Origin of the sequence: Microcoleus sp. w1-18aA5, assembly GCF_036701705.1 — a bacterium.
Taxonomy (GTDB): Bacteria; Cyanobacteriota; Cyanobacteriia; order Cyanobacteriales; family Microcoleaceae; genus Microcoleus.
The window spans coordinates 1-21,872 of sequence record NZ_JAUPTE010000015.1; the positions used below are offsets into that span (position 1 = coordinate 1).

19 protein-coding genes are annotated in these 21,872 nt (G+C 46.8%); 10 read left to right on the forward strand and 9 right to left on the reverse strand.

Features of this window, described 5'->3' with window-relative positions:
- Positions 1-399: 399 nt before the first annotated feature.
- Positions 400-1,131, reverse strand: coding sequence for a sucrose-phosphate phosphatase (locus tag Q5691_RS07815; protein WP_333344369.1), 732 nt, complete (start codon positions 1,129-1,131; stop codon positions 400-402).
- A gap of 171 nt (positions 1,132-1,302) precedes the next feature.
- Between Q5691_RS07815 and Q5691_RS07820 the strand changes: the two genes are divergently transcribed.
- The gene (locus Q5691_RS07820; RefSeq protein ID WP_333344371.1) at positions 1,303-3,618 is read left to right on the forward strand and encodes an iron uptake porin; all 2,316 of its coding nucleotides are present in this window, start codon (positions 1,303-1,305) and stop codon (positions 3,616-3,618) included.
- A gap of 156 nt (positions 3,619-3,774) precedes the next feature.
- Here Q5691_RS07820 and Q5691_RS07825 read toward each other — a convergent pair whose 3' ends face one another.
- Both Q5691_RS07825 and Q5691_RS07830 read right to left on the reverse strand, forming a co-directional pair.
- On the reverse strand, positions 3,775-7,119 hold the full coding sequence (locus tag Q5691_RS07825) for a PAS domain S-box protein (RefSeq protein WP_333213364.1): 3,345 nt from the start codon (positions 7,117-7,119) through the stop codon (positions 3,775-3,777).
- Positions 7,120-7,524: 405 nt separating this feature from the next.
- The gene (locus tag Q5691_RS07830; protein WP_333213363.1) at positions 7,525-8,184 is read right to left on the reverse strand and encodes an HAD family hydrolase; all 660 of its coding nucleotides are present in this window, start codon (positions 8,182-8,184) and stop codon (positions 7,525-7,527) included.
- A gap of 49 nt (positions 8,185-8,233) precedes the next feature.
- Between Q5691_RS07830 and Q5691_RS07835 the strand changes: the two genes are divergently transcribed.
- The 3 genes from Q5691_RS07835 to Q5691_RS07845 all read left to right on the forward strand — a co-directional run bounded on the left by Q5691_RS07835 (position 8,234) and on the right by Q5691_RS07845 (position 11,727).
- Positions 8,234-9,028 (forward strand): Uma2 family endonuclease, encoded by a 795-nt coding sequence (locus Q5691_RS07835; RefSeq protein ID WP_333213362.1) that lies wholly within the window; start codon positions 8,234-8,236, stop codon positions 9,026-9,028.
- Between the two features lie 212 nt (positions 9,029-9,240).
- Positions 9,241-11,049 (forward strand): aspartate kinase, encoded by a 1,809-nt coding sequence (locus tag Q5691_RS07840; protein WP_333344374.1) that lies wholly within the window; start codon positions 9,241-9,243, stop codon positions 11,047-11,049.
- Between the two features lie 267 nt (positions 11,050-11,316).
- Entirely contained in the window at positions 11,317-11,727 is a 411-nt protein-coding gene (locus Q5691_RS07845) for a hypothetical protein (protein WP_333213360.1), read from the forward strand.
- Between the two features lie 398 nt (positions 11,728-12,125).
- Here Q5691_RS07845 and dcm read toward each other — a convergent pair whose 3' ends face one another.
- Positions 12,126-13,178, reverse strand: a complete 1,053-nt coding sequence (gene dcm, locus Q5691_RS07850) for a DNA (cytosine-5-)-methyltransferase (RefSeq protein ID WP_333344375.1) — start codon at positions 13,176-13,178, stop codon at positions 12,126-12,128.
- 76 nt (positions 13,179-13,254) lie between these two features.
- Positions 13,255-13,455: a hypothetical protein gene (locus Q5691_RS07855; RefSeq protein ID WP_333213358.1), complete on the reverse strand. Its 201-nt coding sequence runs from the start codon at positions 13,453-13,455 to the stop codon at positions 13,255-13,257.
- Positions 13,456-13,516: 61 nt separating this feature from the next.
- On the opposite strand from Q5691_RS07855, the gene Q5691_RS07860 reads away from it, so the two are divergent.
- Positions 13,517-13,900 (forward strand): DUF4346 domain-containing protein, encoded by a 384-nt coding sequence (locus Q5691_RS07860; protein WP_333344377.1) that lies wholly within the window; start codon positions 13,517-13,519, stop codon positions 13,898-13,900.
- A gap of 60 nt (positions 13,901-13,960) precedes the next feature.
- Here Q5691_RS07860 and psb32 read toward each other — a convergent pair whose 3' ends face one another.
- The gene (psb32, locus tag Q5691_RS07865) at positions 13,961-14,683 is read right to left on the reverse strand and encodes a photosystem II repair protein Psb32 (protein ID WP_333344379.1); all 723 of its coding nucleotides are present in this window, start codon (positions 14,681-14,683) and stop codon (positions 13,961-13,963) included.
- Between the two features lie 132 nt (positions 14,684-14,815).
- Between psb32 and Q5691_RS07870 the strand changes: the two genes are divergently transcribed.
- The gene (locus tag Q5691_RS07870; protein ID WP_333213355.1) at positions 14,816-15,046 is read left to right on the forward strand and encodes a hypothetical protein; all 231 of its coding nucleotides are present in this window, start codon (positions 14,816-14,818) and stop codon (positions 15,044-15,046) included.
- A gap of 152 nt (positions 15,047-15,198) precedes the next feature.
- Here Q5691_RS07870 and Q5691_RS07875 read toward each other — a convergent pair whose 3' ends face one another.
- A complete protein-coding gene (locus tag Q5691_RS07875) occupies positions 15,199-15,744 on the reverse strand; it encodes an NADPH-dependent FMN reductase (RefSeq protein ID WP_333344434.1) in 546 nt (181 codons plus the stop codon).
- Positions 15,745-16,203: 459 nt separating this feature from the next.
- Between Q5691_RS07875 and ftsH the strand changes: the two genes are divergently transcribed.
- Positions 16,204-18,138, forward strand: a complete 1,935-nt coding sequence (gene ftsH, locus Q5691_RS07880; protein WP_333215493.1) for an ATP-dependent zinc metalloprotease FtsH — start codon at positions 16,204-16,206, stop codon at positions 18,136-18,138.
- A gap of 168 nt (positions 18,139-18,306) precedes the next feature.
- Here the strand turns inward: ftsH and Q5691_RS07885 are convergent, their stop codons facing one another.
- Together Q5691_RS07885 and Q5691_RS07890 are read right to left on the reverse strand one after the other, a co-directional pair.
- Positions 18,307-18,861 carry a M23 family metallopeptidase gene (locus tag Q5691_RS07885; RefSeq protein ID WP_333215537.1) on the reverse strand — a complete coding sequence of 185 codons (555 nt, stop codon included), beginning with the start codon at positions 18,859-18,861 and terminating at the stop codon, positions 18,307-18,309.
- Positions 18,862-19,128: 267 nt separating this feature from the next.
- On the reverse strand, positions 19,129-19,308 hold the full coding sequence (locus Q5691_RS07890) for a hypothetical protein (RefSeq protein ID WP_333083634.1): 180 nt from the start codon (positions 19,306-19,308) through the stop codon (positions 19,129-19,131).
- A gap of 33 nt (positions 19,309-19,341) precedes the next feature.
- On the opposite strand from Q5691_RS07890, the gene Q5691_RS07895 reads away from it, so the two are divergent.
- From Q5691_RS07895 to Q5691_RS07905, 3 genes are all read left to right on the forward strand, one after another.
- On the forward strand, positions 19,342-19,725 hold the full coding sequence (locus Q5691_RS07895) for a hypothetical protein (RefSeq protein WP_333215495.1): 384 nt from the start codon (positions 19,342-19,344) through the stop codon (positions 19,723-19,725).
- A 175-nt stretch (positions 19,726-19,900) separates the two neighbouring features.
- Positions 19,901-20,269, forward strand: a complete 369-nt coding sequence (locus Q5691_RS07900; protein ID WP_333215497.1) for a DUF4087 domain-containing protein — start codon at positions 19,901-19,903, stop codon at positions 20,267-20,269.
- Positions 20,270-20,306: 37 nt separating this feature from the next.
- On the forward strand, positions 20,307-21,755 hold the full coding sequence (locus tag Q5691_RS07905; protein WP_333307934.1) for an ATP-dependent DNA helicase RecQ: 1,449 nt from the start codon (positions 20,307-20,309) through the stop codon (positions 21,753-21,755).
- Positions 21,756-21,872 lie beyond the last annotated feature (117 nt).

The following is a 21,872-nucleotide window of genomic DNA, read 5'->3' on the forward strand; positions in this document are numbered from 1 at the left end:
TTTGAGCAACAGCTTGCCTTCTGCTAAAAGGCTGCTACTTTTAGCTGCACTGATTTTTTAGTCTAAACTACAGTAATTTAGGTTTAGGCGCTCAACTTAACTATAGAACCTTTGGCGATCGGGGAATAGGCGACTTATCTTGGGATAGCCGACTCCCTCCACTACGTTGGGCCCAACAGGCTAGGAAATAAACTTCAACTCGCTTGAGGTAACTAAAGTTAAGTTCGATTAGGTTTGATCAAGCAGTACACGCTGATGCTATCGCAACTGGCAGGTTCGATCGATACGCGGTTGAGATTCCTGAACAGATTTTAACGGTTTGCAGGACTTGGGGTGCTTCGGATGCGTTTGTACTGAGGACTTCAGTGATCACTACAAACCAAACCGAATTTTTGGCAATCAAAATTCCCAAAAATATGCCATTCCTTCCATGATTCCCCAAGCGCAAGCAGAACCTGCTAAATAATGATTTTCAGTGCCGCATTTGCGATGCCATTCTAAGAGTTCTGACAGAGCATTAGCGACGATTACTCCCCGGACATCTTGGCAAAACATACTGATATCATTGCCAGAATTACCGCAAACTAATGTTGCCTCAGATGCAATTTGTAGACGCTTTTGTAAATAAGCAAGGGCATTGCCTTTATTGCTAGTTTGTGGTAAAATATCTACATTACTATTGCTGCTAAAAATAATTTGAGCTGGCAGTCCCGATTCAGTTAACTTTTGCTGCAAAGCCTGGACAGTCGAGCTATTTTCTGCTCCTGGTTCCAAACAATAACTGATTTTCCAAGGATTTTGTTCTTTTAGGGATTGGGGTTTGAGCTGGGAAAACTGCTGCGCTAAAGAGGCGATCGCCATTTTATCCCAGTCTTGAGAAAGATATTCCGCCCAATCTAAATCGAGGATTCCGTCTTGGTAAATTTCGCTACCTACACCTGCGATCAAATAGTCGGGTGCTAGCAGTTGCTTTTGGGGAATTAATTCGCAAGTTGAAGCATAAGAACGCCCGGTAGCGTAAACCAAACAAATTTGCGATCGCAGTGATTGCAAGCGCTGGTTGAAAACTTGAGTTGCTTCGTCATCTCCGACTAGCGTGTTGTCTAAATCTGTAACTAATAAAAACTTCATTTGGGGAATTAGTCAGGAGTCAGTAGTCATCAGTCATTAGTGATTGGGAATCGCTCGCTTCCTAAAATAATTTTAACTATTTATCAGAATTTGTTAAACCAACTACATTTATAAGCAAGCTTATCGGTTAACATTGGCCAGATTTCATTTTCAACAAGTGGTGTGAGTGGTATGGTGAAGAATTCAAGCTCCGTTAAAGCTTTTTGGCTGTCTTTCTTGATTTCTGGTGCGGCAGTGCCTTTGGGGCCGATCGCAGCAACAGCTCAAATTCAGGATACCTCAACTCCAGAAGTTGCGCTAGAAGATAGTGCTCTCCCTACGGCTACCCCAGACGCAGCGCTGGCAGCAGGTAAGATTGAGATACCGCAGTTAGCGGCGATTACTGCAGAGACTAACTCCGCAGTCGATCGCGCTTTACCCGACACAGATGCAGCATGGGTGAATAGCGCTTTACGCGAAACAGATGCAACAGTTGATCGTGCTTTACCCGAAACAGATATAGCAAAAGTCGAGCGCGCTTTACCCCAAACAGATGCAGCAAAAGTCGATCGTGCTTTACCCGAAACAGATGCAACAGTCGATCCTGCTTTACCCGAAACAGATATAGCAACAGTCGATCGCGCTTTACCCAAACAAGATATAGCAATTGTCGATCGTGCTTTACCCGAAACAGATGCAGCAACAGTCGATCGTGCTTTACCCAAACAAGATATAGCAATTGTCGATCACGCAACAACAACCCCAGAAATAACGGAGGCAATTGGCGAATTGCCCCCACAGAAGTTAGAAATTGCAAACTCTCCTCAGTCTCAACAAGTTGCTGAAGCCAGCAAAGTTGACGACATCAGCAGCGAGACGGGCAGCGCTGATGACCTCAGCATACAAGAAGACGCAGCACAAGTCACCTCTGTTTCCCAACTCTCCGACGTGCGGCCGACAGATTGGGCTTTTCAAGCCTTGCAATCCCTAGTAGAAAGATACGGCTGCATTGCGGGATATCCAGACGGCACATTCCGAGGCAATCGAGCAATGACTCGCTACGAATTTGCTGCCGGATTAAACGCTTGCTTGGATCAAATCACCAAACAAATTGGCGGTTCTACTGGTAATTTAGTCAAGCGAGAAGATTTACTTGCTTTGCAAAGATTGCAAGAAGAATTTGCAGCAGAATTAGCTACATTGCGCGGTAGAGTAGATGCTTTAGAAGCCCGCACTGCCGAATTGGAGGCCAACCAATTTTCCACGACAACTAAACTAAACGGATTTGCTTGGTTTAACCTGACTGGAGCTTTTGCGGGCGATCGAGTCCGAGTTGAAGCAACAAATGGAAATGCTGCTCCGCTCGATCGAGTAGCCGGACGCGATCCTGTCACCAACAGACCAATTGTGCAGAGAGTGGACGATCCAGAAATCACTTTCAGTCAGTTAGTTTGGTTAACTCTCACTACTTCCTTTACAGGGAAAGACGAATTGATTACACAGCTAGCTGTAGGTAACGGCAATTCCCCAGCCAACCAGTATACTTCAACGGGTTTTTTCAATACATTCGGCACTCCTTTTCTCGATCAAACTGCCGGAGCAAATCCCAATGAAGTTATCCTGCGGGAACTTTCCTATCGGTTCCCGCTTACCAACAGCTTGCAAGTAGTAGTGGGGCCGCGGATTAATTTTTACCGCTACTTTGACAACAATAAATTTAACTTTTTCGTAGACGGTGCGAGCAGCTTTAATTCTAACAACAGCCCTTTGTTAAGCGCTACCCGACGCGGTGCCGGTGCTTTGGCTTTGTGGGATATCGGCCGCGCATTGAAACTGCGTTTTGGTTACTTGGGCGAGAGTACAGAATTTTTGCCCACTTCCGTATTTAATTCCGCTTCCAATCCGTCTCAAGGATTGTTTGGTGGGACAAATACGACTACAGCTGAATTAACATTCAGTCCGAGCAATCGGACTAATTTGCGCTTTTTGTACAGCCGTTCCAACATCCAGCAAATCGGCGGCTTAATTGGATCTCCTAACAGCAAGCCGTTAAACGGTGTGGCAGATGACGGTTTTGGTGGTCGGCTGGGGAATGCGACTGCGAATACTTATAGTTTCAATTTCGATTGGTCAGTCACTCGCGGTTTTGGTCTTTTCGGCCGTTACGGCTACGCCGAAACCAACATATTTCCCAAGACTAACCGACCCGACGGCACGATCAAAAATCAATCTTATCAGTTAGGAGTTGCATTTCCCGATTTGTTCAAAGAAGGAGCTTTGCTTACGGTGTCATATTTAGTACCTTTTGACTTTACTGGCGGTCGGAGGTTTCTGGTTTCTGGCGGGGGTAACGGTGGCACGCAGTACGAAATTGAGGCAACTTATTATTTTCCTCTCACCGACCATGTTTCGATCGTGCCGGCATTTTATGCGATCGGCAATCCCAACAATTTCGATAACAACCCGACAATTTTTGTGGGCAATTTGCGGACGCAGTTTAGTTTTTAAGTAAGTTAGGGCTGACTTGAACATAATTATATAGCAATCCTCAATGAGTCGTAAATTTTTTACCCCACCCCAACCCTCCCCGAACCCGCGGAGAGAAAGTAAGAAATTCACAAATGATGCGAGGATTGCTATATCCTGATTAGCGTCGTCCTGATGTCAACGAATTGGGATTTCGATGATAAATTCAGTACCTTTACCCGGTTCCGAGTGACACTGCAATTTCCCGTTGTGTTTTTCAACGACAATTTGGTGTGAAATTGATAAACCTAAACCTGTGCCTTTACCTACGGGTTTTGTGGTAAAGAATGGGTCAAATAAACGCACAATATGATCTTCGGGAATGCCCTGACCGTTGTCTTTAATCCGAATTAAAATGCTCTTGTCGTCAACCGTTTTAGTTTGAATGGTAATAGTAGGAAAGATCGTAGAATTTGCGATGTTTTTTGCTTGGTTGCAGCTTTCTTCCAAGGCGTCGATCGCATTTGCAAATACATTCATAAAAACCTGATTTAATAGTCCGGGATGACAGTTTATTTGCGGCAGTTCTCCGTATTCTTTAATCACTTTAATGCCCTGCCAGTTGGGTTTGGCTTTCAGTCGGCTGTTCAACATTAACAAGGTACTTTCTAAACCTTCATGAATGTCGGCAGTTTTGATTTTTGCTTCGTCCGCCCGCGAGAAATTTCGGAGAGTTTGAATAATTTCTACAATGCGCTCGCATCCGGTCTGCATCGAATTGAGCAATTTTGGCAGGTCTTCTGCTAGAAATTCTAAGTCTATATCTTCGGCTTGTTGCTGAAGTTTTGCTGGGGGATTTGGGTACTCTTCTCGATACACCTGTACGATTTCTAATAAGTCTAGAACGTAGCCTCGCACGTGGCAGAGGTTGCCGGCGACAAAGCCAACTGGGTTGTTAATTTCGTGGGCAATTCCTGCTAGCACTTGTCCGAGGGAAGACATTTTTTCGGTTTGTACTAACTGCATTTGAGTTTGCTGCAATTCGCGCAAAGCTGTTTGCAATTCTTGGGATTTTTGCCGATCGCGAGAGGCGGCGGCGGCCCGTTCTTCCTCAACTCCGATCGCCCCAGCAATAATTCCGATCAGCTTGCAGTCGGCTTCTGTGGGCGCGATCGACTCAGTGTAGAGAACGCACATCGCACCCACATAATTGCCGCCCAGCCGCACTGCTTGTCCCAGATAGCTTCGCAGTTGGTAGCGGATGACAGCGGGATCGGTTTGGGCGTAGATCGTGTTCTGCAAGTCAGGAATAGCAACAGCCCGATCGCTTCCTTTGCTGCATACGTCGGTGCAGATGTGGCCCTCGGCGCGATCGACCAGCGGGTAGTCCGGCGGCGCTTGCCAAGTCGCGATCGCCCGCAGGAGTTCGCCACCGACGTGGCTGTAGATGGCGCAGCTTCCTCCCAAAAGCTCGCCGGCTAAGGATGTCAGGCGCTGGATGTTCTCAGCCGCGTCGGTGGTGAATCCCAAAAAGCACTCGTTGATTTTGCTGAGACGGTACTCTGCTTGCCTGCGCGCCGTCATGTCGCGGGAGTTGATCACAATTCCTTTCACAGCGGGGTCTGCTAGCAAGTTGATGCCGACACCTTCGAGAAAACACCAAGAACCGTCAGCGCGCCGGAACCGACCTTCTAGGGCGATCGGATCGCCTGGATTTGCGATCAGTTTTTCGCCGTCGGACATCAGCGAGGGAAGGTCGTCAGGGTGGATGAAATCGAGAGCAATTTGACGGGCGAGTTCCTCTGGTTCGTAGCCTAAAACTGTTTCTACAGAAGGGCTTTCGTAAACAATGCGACCACGGGCGTCGAGAATAGTAATGATGTCGGAACTGTTGAGAATTAGCGATCGCCACTTAGCCTCATTTTGGAACAAAGCTGACTCGGCGTGTTTGCGATCGGTAATATCCTCTACCATTTGCAAAAGAAACTGTGGCGTTCCCTGACTGCTGTCGATGACAGAGGCGCTGAGGCGTCCCCACCTGATGCTGCCATCTTGGCGGAGGTAGCGCTTCTCTATTTGGTAAGCTTCGCGGGAGCCCGCGGCCAACTGTTGGCGCAACTCGCGCGAAGTTTGTGCGTCTTCCGGGTGCGCGCAGTCGTCGAGGCAGACACCGCGCAGTTGAGCTTCCGAGATCCCCAGCATAGCTTGAAATGCCGGATTAGTGGCGATCGCAACACCTTCGAGGGTAGCGACTACCATGCCGATGGCAGCGCGTTCAAAAATTGCCCGAAACCGCTGTTCGCTGTCTCGCAAAGCTGCATCCGCTGCCACTTCCTGGGTGATGTCCCGCCCCGCCACTGCCAAACCTTTGCGCGAACCGTCGGGGTTGAACAGCGGCACTTTCCGCACTTCAAACAAATTGCTGCCGCCTGTGGGCAAGGGCACAATTTGGCGGCTGGAGGTGAGAGTGCCTGCTTGCCAGGTGGTTTCGTCGGTTTCCTGCCAAGTTAGCAGGATTTCTCTGACTCTGGGATCGGCGGCAGCAGCGAGTTCGGCAGTAGTTTTGCCCTGGTAGTCTGCGGTTTCCCAGCCCAAAAGTTGGAGGGCGCAGTCGTTGGCAATCAGCCAGCGCCCCTCGCTGTCTGTGAGGTTGATCGCGTCGGGGACGGCGTTAATTGCGGTTTTCAACCAGTATTCTTGATTTCGCAGGGCTGCTTCGGCTTGTTTGCGATCGGCGATTTCGGCGACGGTTCCTTCGTAGTAAAGAATTTCTCCGCCTGCGTCGCGGACTTCGCGCACGTTTTCCGAGATCCAGGTAGTGCTGCCGTCTTGGCGGCAGATGCAGGACTCAAACTCTTTCAGGGAGCCGTTTTTGCTGATTTCTGCCATGAAGGAAGCGCGGCGGGTGCGATCGGCGTAAATGTTTTTTGCCGAACATTTTGCGATCAATTCTGACGGGGAATCGTAGCCGTACATTCGGGCTAGTGCGGGGTTGGCGCTGAGGTAGCACCCGTCTGGGGCGGTTTGAAATATGCCTTCGGTGGCGTTTTCAAAGATGCTGCGGTATTTTGCTTCGGCTTCTTTGAGGGCTTCTTCTGCTTGGAAGCGATCGGTGATATCAGATTGAACGCCGATGAAGTGGGTAACGAGCCCGCTGCTGTCGCGCACCGGCGAGATAGTGAGTTCGTTCCAGAAGGGGGTGCCGTCTTTGCGGTAGTTTTTCAGAACTACTTTGCAGTCGTGTTGTTCTTTCAGGGCCGCGCGGATTTGATCGACGGCAGCGCGATCGGTATCCGGGCCTTGCAGGAAGCGGCAGTTCTGCCCGATTATTTCGCTGCGATTGTAGCCTGTAATCCGCTCGAAAGCCCCGTTACAGTAGACTATAGGCTTGTCCGGCCGGGTAGCGTCCGCGATTGCGATGCCGTTGCTGGTAGCTGCTAGGGCGCGATCGTACAGCCGAAATACTTCTTCTATTAAATTCGGTGTGCCGCCAGTACGAGTCGGCGATAGCGTTTCAGAAGGAATGCTTATATCTATCTGCATGAGTTTCTATAAATTGAGTTTATTGTAGATACCGACTACCAGCACACCCTAGAGTTTAACAAAATTGTCTCTTTTCCGAAGGCAGAAGTTAAAATGCTATCATGCAGAATTTTGGCGGTAAATACTACCTAAAAAAAATCGGGATTCCCTCGTTTCTTTCCTATTTGCTCCTGCCTTGTGCCTTCTACCTTCAAAGGAATCCTACTTGTTAATTTATAATAGCTGTTCCAGGGATCACTCTATCTTTGGTATGGTTTACTTGGCAGAGTTTAGGTAGCTTACAAGTTCGCGCATTTATTTTTACGGTTGAATCAAAATAGAATGTCCGGAGTCTTTATTGATTTTTTTTGAATAAAAAAACTAGGACTTAAGGTATTCAAACTATTACTAAAAAACCAGGAAAAATTAATTTTGAACGAACACAGCAAGTTCTGAAATATCGTCGATCGCGAAAGTCGGTTCTAGGGCGAGACACTGAGTGCGATCGCCATATCCGTAAGCCGCCCAACAAACATCTATCCCAGCATTTTTAGCAAACAGCAAATCAACCGCTGTATCGCCCACCATTAAAATTTGACTGTTATCCAAATCCAGGAACAGTGGTTTAATAATGGAGTTAAAAACAGTCGGATTTGGTTTTGGAATTATTTGTCCGTTATCACCTAAAATTAAATCAAAAAAACTGTGGATTATCAATTTTTGCAGTAACACATTCACAAAACTAACGTGTTTGTTGCTAAAAACCCCCAGGTTCAATCCAGACTGACGCGCCAACTCCAAGACTTGCTTTGTCCCGGTAAATAACTCTACTTGCTTTTCACCTTCAGTCCGATAATAAGATCGGTAAGTTTCAACCCATTCGGGAATTGCGCTTTCGTCGATTGCCGGATGGAGGATTTTAAAGCTATTTGGTAAATTGATGCCTATTGTACTTATAATAGTATCAGCAGCAGGCGGGGCAATATTGTAAGTTTCAAAAGTTTTGGTAAAGCAAAATACAATAGCTTTGTGAGTAATTGCCAAAGTGCCGTCAAAGTCGAAAATAATTAACTTGTACTGACTCATATTCCGTTCCCAATGTGAAGTATAATTTTTAAACATTCAAGAGGTCAACATGAGTGTCACCGAAAAACCCGAACTTCTAGTAACAGATTTTACAGATTTTCCAGACCACACTCAATTACCCGATTCCGACGGTACTTTTGTGAAAAACTTTCAAGAACTCCCTCAAAGCATCCTGTTAACAACATCTGTCCGACCCATTTTAGACCAACTTCATCCCGACGGACAATACTGCATCGGTCAAGATTCAGGTATTTATTGGCGAGTCCCGAAACCCCCAGAACCGCCAGAAAAAGGAGCCGAAGCACCAGATTGGTTTTACGTGCCCGACGTGCCGCCAACTCTCGACGGAAATATGCGGCGTTCCTATGTGATGTGGAAAGAATTAATGCCCCCGTTAATCATACTAGAATTTGTCTCTGGAGATGGCAGCGAAGAAAGAGATAAAACTCCCAAAAAAGGCAAATTCTGGATTTACGAGCGGATTATTCGACCTGCTTTTTACGGAATTTATGAAGTCAAAAAAGCCAAAATAGAATGCTATCATTTGGTGGAAGATAGATTTGAGTTAATGTCAGAAAATCAGCGCGGACATTACCAAATCGAGCCAATGGGATTGGAATTAGGCATTTGGCAAGGAATTTATCAAGGCGTAGAATTGCCTTGGATGCGCTGGTGGGATGCTGAGGGGAATTTGCTGCTGGCTGCCGATGAACGAGCCGAACAAGCGGAATTGGCAGTCGAACAAGCGCAGTCAGAAGCAGAACAAGAACGGCAAAAGCGAATAGAAGCCGAGCTGCGAATTCAAGCTTTAGAAGCGCGTTTGCGAGAGCTAGAAGGAGGCTAAAATCAGAATCAAGAGGGCGGGTTTATTAAAATATTCGTTGAGAGACTTAAATGGCTGGTAAAACCCGCCCATAGCCACATATTTTTATCGTTTACGCAGATATTTTTTTTCTTTTCTCCGGTTTGTTGTAGGGGAATTTTAAAAATTACCACTTCTAATCCAGAAGCTGCTTGTATTATTTGATAAGTATTTTGTAGCTTTGTGTAGAATCTATGGCACTAATTGTTCAGAAATATGGCGGAACCTCGGTTGGTACAGTCGATCGCATTCTGGAAGTAGCCAGACGAGTAGTAAAAACAGCACAGCTTGGCAACTCTCTGGTTGTCGTACTTTCAGCGATGGGCAAAACCACCGACGGTTTAGTTAAACTCGCCAAGGAAATTTCCCCAAATCCCAACAAGCGGGAAATGGATATGTTGCTTTCCACTGGGGAACAAGTCTCGATCGCACTTTTGAGCATGGCATTGCAGGAAATGGGACAGCCCGCCATTTCCCTCACCGGCGCCCAAGTCGGCATTGTCACCGAAGCAGCCCACACCCGCGCCCGGATTTTGCGAATCGATCCCAATCGGATTGAGAGCCAGTTAAAAAGCGGTAAAGTGGTTGTGGTTGCGGGTTTCCAAGGCATAGCCGATGCCGGAGAATTGGAAATTACCACCTTGGGCCGTGGCGGTTCCGACACAACCGCAGTAGCCCTCGCTGCAGCGCTGCGGGCAGACAGGTGCGAAATTTATACCGACGTTCCCGGAATTCTGACTACAGATCCGCGCTTGGTTCCCGACGCGCAATTAATGGACGAAATCACCTGCGACGAAATGCTGGAATTGGCGAGTTTGGGCGCAAAAGTCCTCCACCCGCGCGCGGTAGAAATTGCCAAGAATTACGGCGTGCCGCTGGTAGTGCTTTCTAGCTGGAGTGACGCCCCCGGTACGCGGGTAGTGTCCCCACCCCCGCAACCCCGGCCTTTGGAGGGCTTGGAGCTCGCAAAAGCCGTCGATGCGGTGGAATTTGACTTAGATCAGGCGGGGGTGTCGCTACTGCGTTTGCCCGATCGCCCCGGCGTAGCAGCGCGGTTGTTTGGTGCGATCGCGCAACAAAACCTCGATGTAGACTTAATTATCCAGTCAATTCATGAAGGAAATACTAACGATATTGCCTTCACAGTGACGCGAAAATCTCTCCAACAAGCTACTGCCGTTGCAGATGCAATTATCCCCGCCCTCGGCAAGAATTCTCGCCCAGAATTGGGAGAACCGGAAGTGAAAGCAGAAGAGCGGCCAATAGCTAAAGTTAGCATTGCGGGTGCGGGAATGATCGGTCGTCCGAGGGTAGCGGCGCAGATGTTTAAGACTTTAGCGGATGTGGGAATTAACATTCAAATGATTTCTACATCCGAGGTGAAAGTTAGTTGTGCGATCGATGCCGAAGATTGCGATCGGGCTGTTGCCGAACTCTGCAAAACATTTGATGTCGCCAATTCCCCTATTGGGCTGCATTCATCATCCCACAAACCGCCCGCAGTCCGCGCCGTTGCGTTGGATCTCAATCAAGCGCGTCTAGCAATTCGCCAATTGCCCGATCGACCCGGAGTAGCAGCAAAACTGTTCGGACTTTTAGCCGAGGAAAATATCAGCGTAGATACAATTATTCAGTCGCAGCGCTGCCACAATATCGACGGCATATTAACTCGCGACATTGCATTTACTGTCGCACAAATTGACGCCGAAGCTGCTAAAAACGCCCTCGAAAAAGCCGCCCCAGAATTCGGATGGGGCGAAGTAGCAGTCGATACACAAATTGCAAAAGTTAGCGTTGTCGGTTCCGGGATGGTAGCGCATCCGGGAGTAGCGGCAAAGATGTTTGAAGCGCTTTCCCGCCAGCAAATCAACATTCAAATGATTGCCACTTCCGAGATTAAAATTAGCTGCGTTGTGGATGAGGTACAAGGTGTAACTGCTTTGAAGGCAATACACGCAGCCTTTGAACTTGCCGGCACTGAAAGAATCCAAGTTCCAGCTTAAGACAAGTTTGCAGTCGGGAATTAAGATTGCCTCCTATCGGTGCTTGTATGGCGGTTTTCGGTAGGGACACGGCATTGCTGTGTCCTTGCAAATATCGCGGACACAGCAGTGCTGTATCCCTACAAATATATTCGGATTTGGACACCGCACTGCCGTGTTCATACAAATATCGATCGACCGTCAACAATGGGATTTTTGAGTGCAAATTTCACAGCATGAGGCTGTGTTAAAATGAAATTGGCGATCGGCTAAAATGGATTGAATCTTATGACTGTAGCAAAGGAACAAATTACTGATAGCAGTAGCAATAGCGGTTTATTAAATTTCCGAATCACTGTTGAACGTCTGATCGAGCTTTTAGATTTAGAAGAAGAGGATGAGTACGGGATTTTGAGACCGACTGAATATGCTTTCAGGACAGCTATGAAGTTAGTTGTAGAAGCCTACGATAGCATGGGAAACAGTTTTCCAAAAGCCTCAACAGGTACAGATGACAGAGGCAGTATTACACTTGATTGGACAAGCTTAGAACCAGAGCGTACAGTTCGCCTATTTTGTCCATTCTGTGCGGAGCAACCAGTTGACATTTATCACCATGCAAAAAATGAAAATGCAGTCGAAGATATCGCTTCATCATCAACATTAGTTGACTGGTTGCAGTGGTTTAACAAAATATGATAGAACAATCTTCAGCAAGTGCGTCAGAGTTTGAAACATTACCGGATCGTACACTTGTTTACCGAGCTCTCCGAAAAGGATGGATAGATCGGGATAGATCGTCAAATCGGACACTATTTGCGGAAAAATATAAACGAACAGGGTATTTCTGTCAATTTTTCCATAGAGCAATCTTTGAGTGCATTGAGAAACTGTGAAGGAGTCGCTAGCCTTAATGTAGGGGGAATTCGAGAACTAGGTCTAAATGTAGTACGTGACTCTTCATCTCATGGGAGTATTATAGGCTTGCCCTATCGTGAAGATAACCGTCCAAGGGCTGATGAGCTTGCACTTTTATTGGCAAGACAGTCTCGAATTGTATGGGAATCTTCGTCAAGATAGTAAAATAAGTTGTCAGATTAAGTAATAGTGTTAGCTAGAGTTTTGACTTCTTCAAGAAATCGAGATTCTGGGTGTCTTTGTAGTTCCTTCTTTTCATCACACAACAAATTTTGACTTAATATTTCTTGGGCGATCGCCTCCACAACGGGCACACAAACCGAATTCCCAATTTGCTTGTAACTTTCCCCCGTACTCGGATAACTCTTAAAATCTTCAGGAAAACCCATAAGACGGTAACATTCCTTCAGCGTCAACTTTCTCACCATATCTTGCTCAGGAATGTAGATAAAAAACCTGCCAGATGTTTCTTGCGAAGGAATGGTGGGATGCACTCCATCTACCGAATAAATGCGATTAGGCTGTCTGTGAACTCTCGATAAATGTTCTGTATTCGGCCTCACGCCAGTTTTCCAAGTACCTTTATTTCTGTAACCTACAAACAAAAGTCCCGAATCTTGCTTTCTCGGATAATCAATTAAAGTATATTCGGATTTATCCACTATTTCAAAATCCCCTGTCTTGTCTAGAAATTCCCTGAGTTTTGGAGTCACCTGCGTTTTAAGCCGAGAAAAATTGAATGGTTTACCTTTAGTTGCAATAATAAATATTCTTTCACGATGTTGAGGAATTCCAAAGTCTTTAGCATTCAGCATTTTGTGATTCACGCTGTATCCCAAATCTTCAAGACTGGCAATAATTACTTTTAAGGTATTTCCCTTGTCGTGATGGATTAAGTGCTTGACATTTTCGAGAACGATAACTTTAGGCTGCTTGATTTTGATAATTTTACAAATCTCGAAAAACAGTGTGCCTCTAGTATCTTCAAAACCGAGCTTTTTGCCGCAGATGCTAAAAGGTTGGCACGGAAACCCGGCGACTAAAATATCAAAGTCTTCTAACTCGACGGGATTAATTTTACTGATATCTCCAAAAGGAACCTCGCCGAAATTTTCCGTGTAAGCTTGTCGGCATTTACTGTTAATTTCGCACGAAAAAACGCATTGAAAGCCGATTTTTTCAAACCCTTGTCTGAAACCTCCTATTCCTGAAAACAAATCTATAAATTTCATTTTGGCTCAGCTTTAACACAAACAAATCATCTATACAATAATAACCGATTTTGCATCATAGATAAGTGAGCAACGGCTAAAAAAACAGAATTCCCAGATCCCGGACTTCTTGAACAAGTCGGGGATCTAACAGCGATCGCGTCTTAAGTTCACTCATCAATTTCTCTGTCGAGCCCGATCGACTGTAGCATAGGAGCGATCGGCAAATTGCAGGAAGTATCGATCGCCCGAAACTTCCCCCCGCATTCAACCAACCAATGTCCCAAACTTGTCCCACAGCCGACTAAACTAGAAATAGCAAAAAAAATATAGCTATTGTTTACTTCCTTTCACCAACCATGAGTCAAACCTTGGAAAATCTCACCGCCATCGATGACAGCCTATCCAAACGCCACATCGACCTCGATCCAGGTGGCTACTTCATCATTTATCTCGATCGCGAAACCAGCTTAATTTGTGCCAAACATTTCACCAACATCATCGACGATCGAGGCCTCGCCGTCGATCCCGAAACTGGCAAACCCATCCCCGCCCGCGGCAAGGTAGAACGCACCCAATCCACACTTTTTACCGGCAGAACCGCCAAAGAACTTTGCGTCAAAATCCTAGAAGAAACCCGCCCCAGCCCGGTGACAATGTTAGATCACGCGGCTTATCTGGGACGGGAATTTGTGCGGGCAGAAATTGCATTGTTGAGCGATCGAGAATACGTTCAAGATTAGTCGAAGCATCAACTGTTTAAAAACCTCGCTGTCAACAGTCAACAGTCAACAGTCAACTGTTCAAGAAAAACCTTGATACCAGAAATAAGTCACCATCGGAATCACTGTCGCCAACACCAACAGCACAACCACAACAACTGTGGCATTGCCTTGATCTGTTTCTTCAGCTTTTTTAAACGTGCCTTCAACTTGAATGTTGTCAACAACTTCAGGGGGACCCGGATCGGGTTCGCCCGACAAAACAGTTGCAATGCGCGTACTTGCAGCCGCAAATGCCTCGTTGTATTTATTGGCTTCCCGCAGCGGCACTTGCACGGTTTCCCCGGCTACACTCTGGGCAATTTCATCGGTTAGCAGGGACTTAATCCCTTCGCCGGTGCGAATTGCCGCGCTGTTGGTAACAGTGTCGAGAACGAGTAAAATTTGATTAGTCTGGTCTTCTTTTTCGGGAAACCACTGTTCAAACAATTGGTCGGTGAAAGTGGCAGTCGTTTCACCGTAGTCTAAGCGATGGATGGTGACAAATCGGACTTGTTTCCCTGTTTTGTTTTCCAGGTTGTCGAGTACGCTGCTGATATTGCTTTCGCTGCTGCGGCTGAGCACGTCGCCTTTGTCGAACACCCAAGTTCGATCGCCCGCCGACAACATCGGTATTTCGTACACGCCAGTCGCCAATGCCGGCAATACCGCCATCTGAGATGCGATTAGGGCGATCGCGATCGTCGCGGCCAAAGGTTGGAGATATTTTCTCCAGTTAAATAATTGCTTCAGGAGTCTAGTCATGAGGTTAACCGTAAAACTGACTTTTTTCCAAAAATACTATAGAAACCCCCGTAAAATTCATTTTATGCAGGGCAATATTTACAATTAGCTCGTCAGTGGAACTCCCCGCCAGATTATTTTAGGATTCTAACTATGGAACCAGCAGACACTTATAAAGGTTGGATTATTCAATCCCAGAAAGTCTTCTACGTCGAGGTTTGGGATAGTCGCGGCAACCGCCACGTCGCCGTCCAAAATGCCAAGACTGAGGAGGAAGCTTTGGAATTGGCAAAAAAGTGGGTAGACAAATATGAGTCAAAACCCGGAAGAATGCCGATCGACGTACCCCATCCTTTCGGAGACATGATCGATATGCCATTTTAAGTCAGTTGACTGTTGACTGTTGACTGTTAGTATCACAGCTTGTAGGGTGCTCTACTAGAGAAAAAACCTCTTTAAATCGAGGAATTATGGCAACTGACGCATCCGAGTAATATGCCAGTTGCGTCCAAGAGTGCGTTTTTCCTGAAATACAATTACGGAATTCCTCGCAATTTCCGCGTATTTTCTACTAAACTCCGAGCAAATTCGTCGAACCTTTCCGACAGTTTTTCATCCAACAATTTACCATCAGGACTAAAAGCTTTCCAAGCTTGTCCGATCGCAATTTGTTCGGGTATTACCCAAGCGTGCACCCATCTCAAAATCACGCGCAAATCGTTGAGTGCGTTGTTGTTAACTTGCCCTCCCAAAACGCTAATCCCACCCGCAACTTTCCCGTCCAAATGCTCAAAACTCATCAAATCCAGGGCATTCTTGAGAGCACCGCTGACGCTACCGTGATACTCCGGCGTTGCCAAAATCAAGCCGTCGGCTTGCTTAACCGCATTCTGCAGCTTTTCCACATCCGGGTAATCGAGATAATCATTCTCACCGTTGCAGAATGGCAGATTGAGCGATCGCAAATCCAATATTTCAACTTCCGCGCCCAGGGCCTGCGCCCGTTCTGCTGCCACCTTCAATGCTAACTGGCTGTAGGAACCAGCCCGCAAACTTCCACCAATGCCGACAATTTTTACCATAAAGCTTAAAAACAAAAACTGACTTACTAAAGCGTACTCATTACGAGTATGATTAACATAGCAAGTTCGATCGACAACTGTCAATCGATTTTAGATTTTAGATTTTAGATTTTAGATTTACCGACGGAGCCCACAAACCGGGTTATTTGAGCAAAATCCTGGGTTATAGCCCGCAGATTACGTAAAAAACCCGGTTTCTTGAGCAGTCGTGGGTAAGTTCAGTGGATGGGGCCCAGCAACCGGGTTATTTGAGCAAAATCCTGGGTTATAGCCCGCAGATGAGGTAAAAAACCCGGTTTCTTGAGGAAGCCGTGGATTCAAAACCCCCCCTCTTGAGGGGTTTCTTAAGATGCCCGCGAGAGATAAACCCATTCAACACCCGCCCTCTTGTTAAAATAAATGAACGTAGCAAACCAAAAGCGGTCAATCTTGGCAGTCTTCAACATTGGGCAAAGCAATATGAAAAATTCTTGGAAACACGCATGGCTGGGGCATCTAGCTGTAAACAAAGACAAGTCGAGCCAGAATCCTAAAAAATCAATTCCAGGACGGAATATTTGGCGCATCCTGGGCAGTTTGGTGATTTCTCAAGGAATATTGCTCTCGACCCCGGTGTTTGCCGACAGCGCGCCAAACACCATGAGTTACAGCCAACTGATCGACAACATAGAAAAAGGGCAAGTCAGTAAAATCGAAGTAGACGAAACTCAAAAAACTGCCAAGGTTAGGCTAAAAAATCAAAAAAGCGATCAGACCCAATCAGTTAGTCTGTTCGACTACAACAACCGAGAACTGTACTCGCAAATCCGCGCCAAAAAGATTGACTTTGAAGTCAAACAAACAGCCGACAACGCCGCCGCAGTAAGTTTAGTAATAAACTTGCTAGTGATTTTTGCAGTGTTGGCAGTGCTGATGGCAATCCTGCGCCGATCGACCCAATCTCAAGGAAATGCCATGAACTTCGGCAAATCCAGAGCTCGTTTCCAAATGGAAGCCAAAACCGGCGTGATGTTCGACGACGTAGCAGGCATCGAAGAAGCTAAAGAAGAACTGCAAGAAGTCGTAACCTTCCTCAAAAAACCCGAACGCTTCAACGCCATCGGCGCCAAAATTCCCAGAGGAGTTCTGTTAATCGGGCCTCCAGGAACCGGCAAAACAATGCTGGCAAAAGCCATCGCAGGCGAAGCAGCCGTCCCCTTCTTCAGCATCTCCGGTTCCGAATTTGTCGAAATGTTTGTCGGAGTTGGCGCCTCCCGCGTCCGCGACTTGTTCAAGAAAGCTAAAGAAAATTCGCCCTGCATCGTCTTTATCGACGAAATAGACGCCGTAGGAAGGCAGCGCGGTGCTGGTATCGGCGGCGGCAACGACGAACGCGAACAAACTCTCAACCAGTTGCTGACAGAAATGGACGGCTTTGAGGGTAACAGTGGCGTGATTGTGATTGCAGCTACTAACCGCCCCGACGTACTCGATACCGCCCTGCTGCGGCCCGGCAGGTTCGATCGCCAAGTAACGGTAGATTTACCCAGTTACAAAGGGCGTTTGGGGATTTTGCAAGTTCACGCGCGCAACAAAAAACTCGACCCAGAAGTTGCCTTAGACACGATCGCCCGCCGCACTCCCGGCTTTTCCGGCGCCGACTTGGCAAACTTGCTCAACGAAGCAGCCATTCTCACCGCGAGGCGTCGCAAAGATACGATTAGTAACTTAGAAATTCACGACGCGATCGACCGGATCACGATCGGGCTTACGCTCAACCCGCTGCTGGATAGCAAGAAAAAGTGGATGACAGCATACCACGAAGTCGGACACGCCCTAGTCGCGACCATGCTCAAAAATGCCGACCCGGTGGAAAAAGTAACGATTATTCCTCGTTCCGGCGGCATCGAAGGCTTTACTAGCTTTGTGCTTGACGACGAAATGCTCGACAGCGAAGGTTTGAGGAGTCGGGCTTTGCTGTTAAACCGAATTAAAGTAGCTTTGGGGGGACGGGCGGCGGAGGCCGAAATTTATGGCGATGCTGAAATCGACACCGGTGCCGGTAGTGATCTCAGAAAAGTTAGCAGTCTCGCGAGGGAGATGGTAACGCTTTATGGAATGTCGGATTTGGGCCCTGTGGCTTTTGAAAGTCCGAACAATGAGGTGTTTTTGGGCCAAAACTGGAATTCGCGATCGGAGTATTCCGAAGACATGGCAATCAAGATCGATCGGCAAGTCCGAGAAATTGCCTTTGAGTGCTACGAAGAAGCTCGCCGAATTATCCGCGAAAACCGTCCTTTGGTAGACAAACTTGTCGAAGCGCTGTTGGATGAAGAAACTATCGACGGCGATGAATTTCGCCAAATTGTCGCTCGCTACACCGAGTTGACAAAAAAAGAGTTGGCACCCACCTAAAGAGTCATTAGTCCTTGGTCATTAGTCATTAGTTATTCAAGTTTGTAGTGAGGACTTTATTCCTCATTCTCGAAAAAATCAGGACTTTAGTCCTTACTATAAACCCAAAAAATGACTACTGACTAATGACTACTAACTAATGACTAATGACTACTAACTAATGACCAATTAAGATTGTTGCGCGTACATTTCCCGGAGTACCAAAGCCGGGTCAACCCAGCGGCCGCCGTACTTCAATCCCCAGTGCAAGTGAGGCCCACTCGTGCGGCCGGTCATCCCAACTCTGGCAATTCTCGCACCCGCAGGCACTGTTTGACCTTGCCAAATTTGCAATGTACCTTCGCGATCGGTATAATAACGCCCTCCATTAGCCGTTACCACTCGGCCTCTGAGGTGACAGTAGATGTGTTCCCAATTTCCCGATCGCACCACCATACCAGTGCCGCACCGTCCATCTTCCCAAACTTCCACAATTTGCCCGCCCCACCAATTGCGGATATAGCTGCCTTCGGGCGCAGCCAGATCCAAACCGTAATGAAAATCCCCGCCGCGGGGGCCGAACGGGGAAGTGTATGTTTCAAAGTTTTCGACTGGAAAAGAAGCTTCTTGCCACAAATTACCCGTCGCTACTCTGCTTGGTAAGCCTGACTGAGCTTTGACCACCTGCTGCTGCAAATAAGGGCTGATCAACACAATGCCGATCGAAAGTGCCAGCAGCAGCATCTGTCTGAAACGAAAAAAGCGTTTTGCCGTCAGCGGGCCTCTAGAGTCTTGCAGGATTTTTTTCACGGCTCAAAGTTAAATGTGTGTGAGTTTGCGTTGTCTGTTAGGCTGACATCTTGCACCCTTGTCAATAAAGCTTTCAGGGGCGGGCTTTCCGGCCCGTTCCACAAAGAATGATTTTTTTTGTGGAACGGGCCGGAAAGCCCGTTTCTCAGAAGGGTGCAAGATGTAAGTGATGCCAATTCGCTGCAAGATTTGCTTTGAGCTCTACCCGCGATCGCGAATCAGTTTATCAACAACGTGTATCTTACTCCATCCAAAACCCGTGTCAAGGCTTCCGGGTAAATGCCCAGGGGTGATAAAAAAAATTGGAAATTCGTGCTGCGGTTGAATTCGATCGAGCTTTTGCTTGACACTATAGTTAAGTTCGGGGATTTTGGATGACATCCAAAATCTCAAATTCATAACAGATATCAAGCAATGCTAACTGAAATTTTTCCCTTTAGTTTTGCCATAGACGCAACTGCGATCGCCGGTGCGTCCTTGTGGTCTTTGGCCCTGTACTGGGGCTTGTCGCCCCTCACAGAATGGGTAATCCTGCAACTGAACCGCTGGATGAATTTTGCCGAGAGATCCCTCTACACCTCGGAAGCCGAGTTTGAAAGAACCCGCCAAGCCAGAGAAGCCCAAAATGCGTTTTACGCTTCGCTGTTGAGCATTCTACCCTTTTTGATTGTGGGGGGGCTGTGCAATTGGGGCGTAGAATTTTCTCTGGGTACTGGTTGGGCGGTATCTATGGGTACGATCGCCTGTATAGGTGGCGGCGTGTACGAGCTCGGCCGCCGAGACGGCGAGGAGTCTTAGGGGATTTTGGATTTTGGATTTTGGACAGGACTTACACGCAGGTAGTTAGACACCTGGTTTTTGCGACAATATTTCGTTGTCACCCGCAGATTCGCTAAAAAACCAGGTTTCTGTTTCTTTTCTCGAAGCGCGTAATTCCTGTATGATTGTCGCTCAAAAATGAGGATATAAAGCTATGAAACTAAAGTGGTTGATAACTGCTGCAATCATCTCATCTTTTTCGATCGTTGTTATGCCTGCGAAAGCGGCTGAAACCAGGTGCGGATGGTTAATAAATCCCACGCCGGCTAATTGGTATCTCAAAGACAAAGATGCTCAGTGGACTATCTCGGTGCAAGGGGGATATCAAGCCCGAGGAATGAACAACATTCCTCCTTTTAACGACGATGAATATGTCAAAACTAATGTTAACTATGGATATGGCTGTGCTTGTTTAAATGTGGTGACAGATAGAAATCGAATGAGAATTACCACGATACAAGGTGGTGAACAATTACCACTCTCGACTTGTCGAAAAGATCCGAATTTGCCCAAAATTCGTTAGTTGTGGCGAAACCATACAAGTTTTTTAACTCAGTCAAATGAACTTTCAACCCGAATTAACATCCTTAAACCAAGCCCGCGCCACATTTAAAAAAATTTGGGGATACGACGACTTTCGCCCGCCCCAAGGAGAAATCGTCGGCAGTTTATTAGCCGGAAAAGATACACTTATAATTATGCCGACAGGTGGCGGCAAATCAATCTGCTTTCAACTGCCAGCTTTGTTACAAACAGGCTTAACTTTGGTAGTTTCGCCGTTAGTGGCACTGATGGAAAATCAAGTGCAAGAATTGCGCGATCGCAATTTACCCGCTTCCCTCCTCCACAGTCAATTGCCAACAGCGCAGCGCCGACAAACTATGCAGTCGCTGCAACAAAACAAATTAAGATTACTGTACCTGTCTCCCGAAACATTACTCAGCAAACCTGTTTGGGAAATTATCAGTCAGCCCCACATCCAAATCAATGGTTTAATATTAGATGAAGCTCACTGTTTAGTGCAGTGGGGCGATACATTCCGACCAGCTTACCGCCGTTTGGGCGCAGTGCGCTCGGCTTTATTGAAAACCAAGCCGGAAGGTAGTAAAATTGCGATCGCCGCTTTCACCGCTACCGCCAACCCGGAAGCACAGCAGACAATCAAAAATGTCTTGCAACTGCAAAAACCAGAAGCATTTTTGCTAAGTCCCTACCGTTCTAATCTGCACCTGCAAGTGCAAACAGTCTGGACGCCGAGAGGACGCAAACAGCAGTTATTAAATTTTATTAAAGCTCGACCAAAACAAGCAGGTTTAGTCTATGTCCGCACTAGAAAAGATAGCGAAAACTTGGCGAATTTGTTGGAAGCAGCAGGTTATGAAACAGCAGCATATCATGCAGGTTTAAGTCCAGAATCACGGCGAAAAATAGAAACAGCGTGGCTGAACAATGAGATTAAATTCGTGACTTGTACCTCAGCATTCGGTATGGGAATTAATAAGCCTGATGTCCGGTGGGTTGTTCATTATCAAGCACCTTTGCTATTATCGGAATACATTCAGGAAATTGGTAGAGGCGGACGCGACGGCAAATCGGCGATCGCCCTGACATTGATTAGCGAACCGACGGGTTTGCTTTATCCCGAAGATAAACAAAGAAAGGAATTTTTTCAAGATAAATTACGATCGCAATACCGAGAAGCTCAGCAATTAGCTAATAAACTGCCTGTTAAAGGCGATATAGAAGCTGTTTCCCGCGAATTTCCCGAAAGTGCGATCGCCCTTTCAATCTTGCACAGCAGCGGACAATTAACATGGCAAGATCCTTTTAATTATGCGATTAATAAATCTCCCCAGCAAAAAGCGGAAAAATCAAATTTTACCGCAGCGGAAGAAATGGCAAAATATCTCAAACATCGCGAGTGTAGGTGGCAATTTTTGCTGCAAGCTTTTGGGTTTGCCAAGGAAGCTAAATCAATGCGCTGCGGCCACTGCGACAATTGTCGATAAAATTGACAATTATACTCAAACGACTTAACCACTCCGACCAAAGAAACCGGGTTTTTTACCCAGTCTGCGGGCAGAAACGAAGTATTGCTATGAAAAAACCCGGTTTCTCGCTACCCG

What these genes read in the sequence shown, in the direction of transcription:
- psb32 (WP_333344379.1), bottom strand. Translation starts at nt 14,683, where the DNA reads ATGACTAGACTCCTGAAGCAATTATTTAACTGGAGAAAATATCTCCAA.
- Q5691_RS07870 (WP_333213355.1), top strand. Translation starts at nt 14,816, where the DNA reads ATGGAACCAGCAGACACTTATAAAGGTTGGATTATTCAATCCCAGAAA.
- Q5691_RS07830 (WP_333213363.1), bottom strand. Translation starts at nt 8,184, where the DNA reads ATGAGTCAGTACAAGTTAATTATTTTCGACTTTGACGGCACTTTGGCA.
- Q5691_RS07905 (WP_333307934.1), top strand. Translation starts at nt 20,307, where the DNA reads ATGAACTTTCAACCCGAATTAACATCCTTAAACCAAGCCCGCGCCACA.
- ftsH (WP_333215493.1), top strand. Translation starts at nt 16,204, where the DNA reads ATGAAAAATTCTTGGAAACACGCATGGCTGGGGCATCTAGCTGTAAAC.
- Q5691_RS07895 (WP_333215495.1), top strand. Translation starts at nt 19,342, where the DNA reads ATGCTAACTGAAATTTTTCCCTTTAGTTTTGCCATAGACGCAACTGCG.
- Q5691_RS07900 (WP_333215497.1), top strand. Translation starts at nt 19,901, where the DNA reads ATGAAACTAAAGTGGTTGATAACTGCTGCAATCATCTCATCTTTTTCG.
- Q5691_RS07835 (WP_333213362.1), top strand. Translation starts at nt 8,234, where the DNA reads ATGAGTGTCACCGAAAAACCCGAACTTCTAGTAACAGATTTTACAGAT.
- Q5691_RS07840 (WP_333344374.1), top strand. Translation starts at nt 9,241, where the DNA reads ATGGCACTAATTGTTCAGAAATATGGCGGAACCTCGGTTGGTACAGTC.
- Q5691_RS07885 (WP_333215537.1), bottom strand. Translation starts at nt 18,861, where the DNA reads ATGCTGCTGCTGGCACTTTCGATCGGCATTGTGTTGATCAGCCCTTAT.
- Q5691_RS07860 (WP_333344377.1), top strand. Translation starts at nt 13,517, where the DNA reads ATGAGTCAAACCTTGGAAAATCTCACCGCCATCGATGACAGCCTATCC.
- Q5691_RS07875 (WP_333344434.1), bottom strand. Translation starts at nt 15,744, where the DNA reads ATGGTAAAAATTGTCGGCATTGGTGGAAGTTTGCGGGCTGGTTCCTAC.
- Q5691_RS07815 (WP_333344369.1), bottom strand. Translation starts at nt 1,131, where the DNA reads ATGAAGTTTTTATTAGTTACAGATTTAGACAACACGCTAGTCGGAGAT.
- Q5691_RS07820 (WP_333344371.1), top strand. Translation starts at nt 1,303, where the DNA reads ATGGTGAAGAATTCAAGCTCCGTTAAAGCTTTTTGGCTGTCTTTCTTG.
- Q5691_RS07845 (WP_333213360.1), top strand. Translation starts at nt 11,317, where the DNA reads ATGACTGTAGCAAAGGAACAAATTACTGATAGCAGTAGCAATAGCGGT.
- Q5691_RS07890 (WP_333083634.1), bottom strand. Translation starts at nt 19,308, where the DNA reads ATGTCATCCAAAATCCCCGAACTTAACTATAGTGTCAAGCAAAAGCTC.
- Q5691_RS07825 (WP_333213364.1), bottom strand. Translation starts at nt 7,119, where the DNA reads ATGCAGATAGATATAAGCATTCCTTCTGAAACGCTATCGCCGACTCGT.
- dcm (WP_333344375.1), bottom strand. Translation starts at nt 13,178, where the DNA reads ATGAAATTTATAGATTTGTTTTCAGGAATAGGAGGTTTCAGACAAGGG.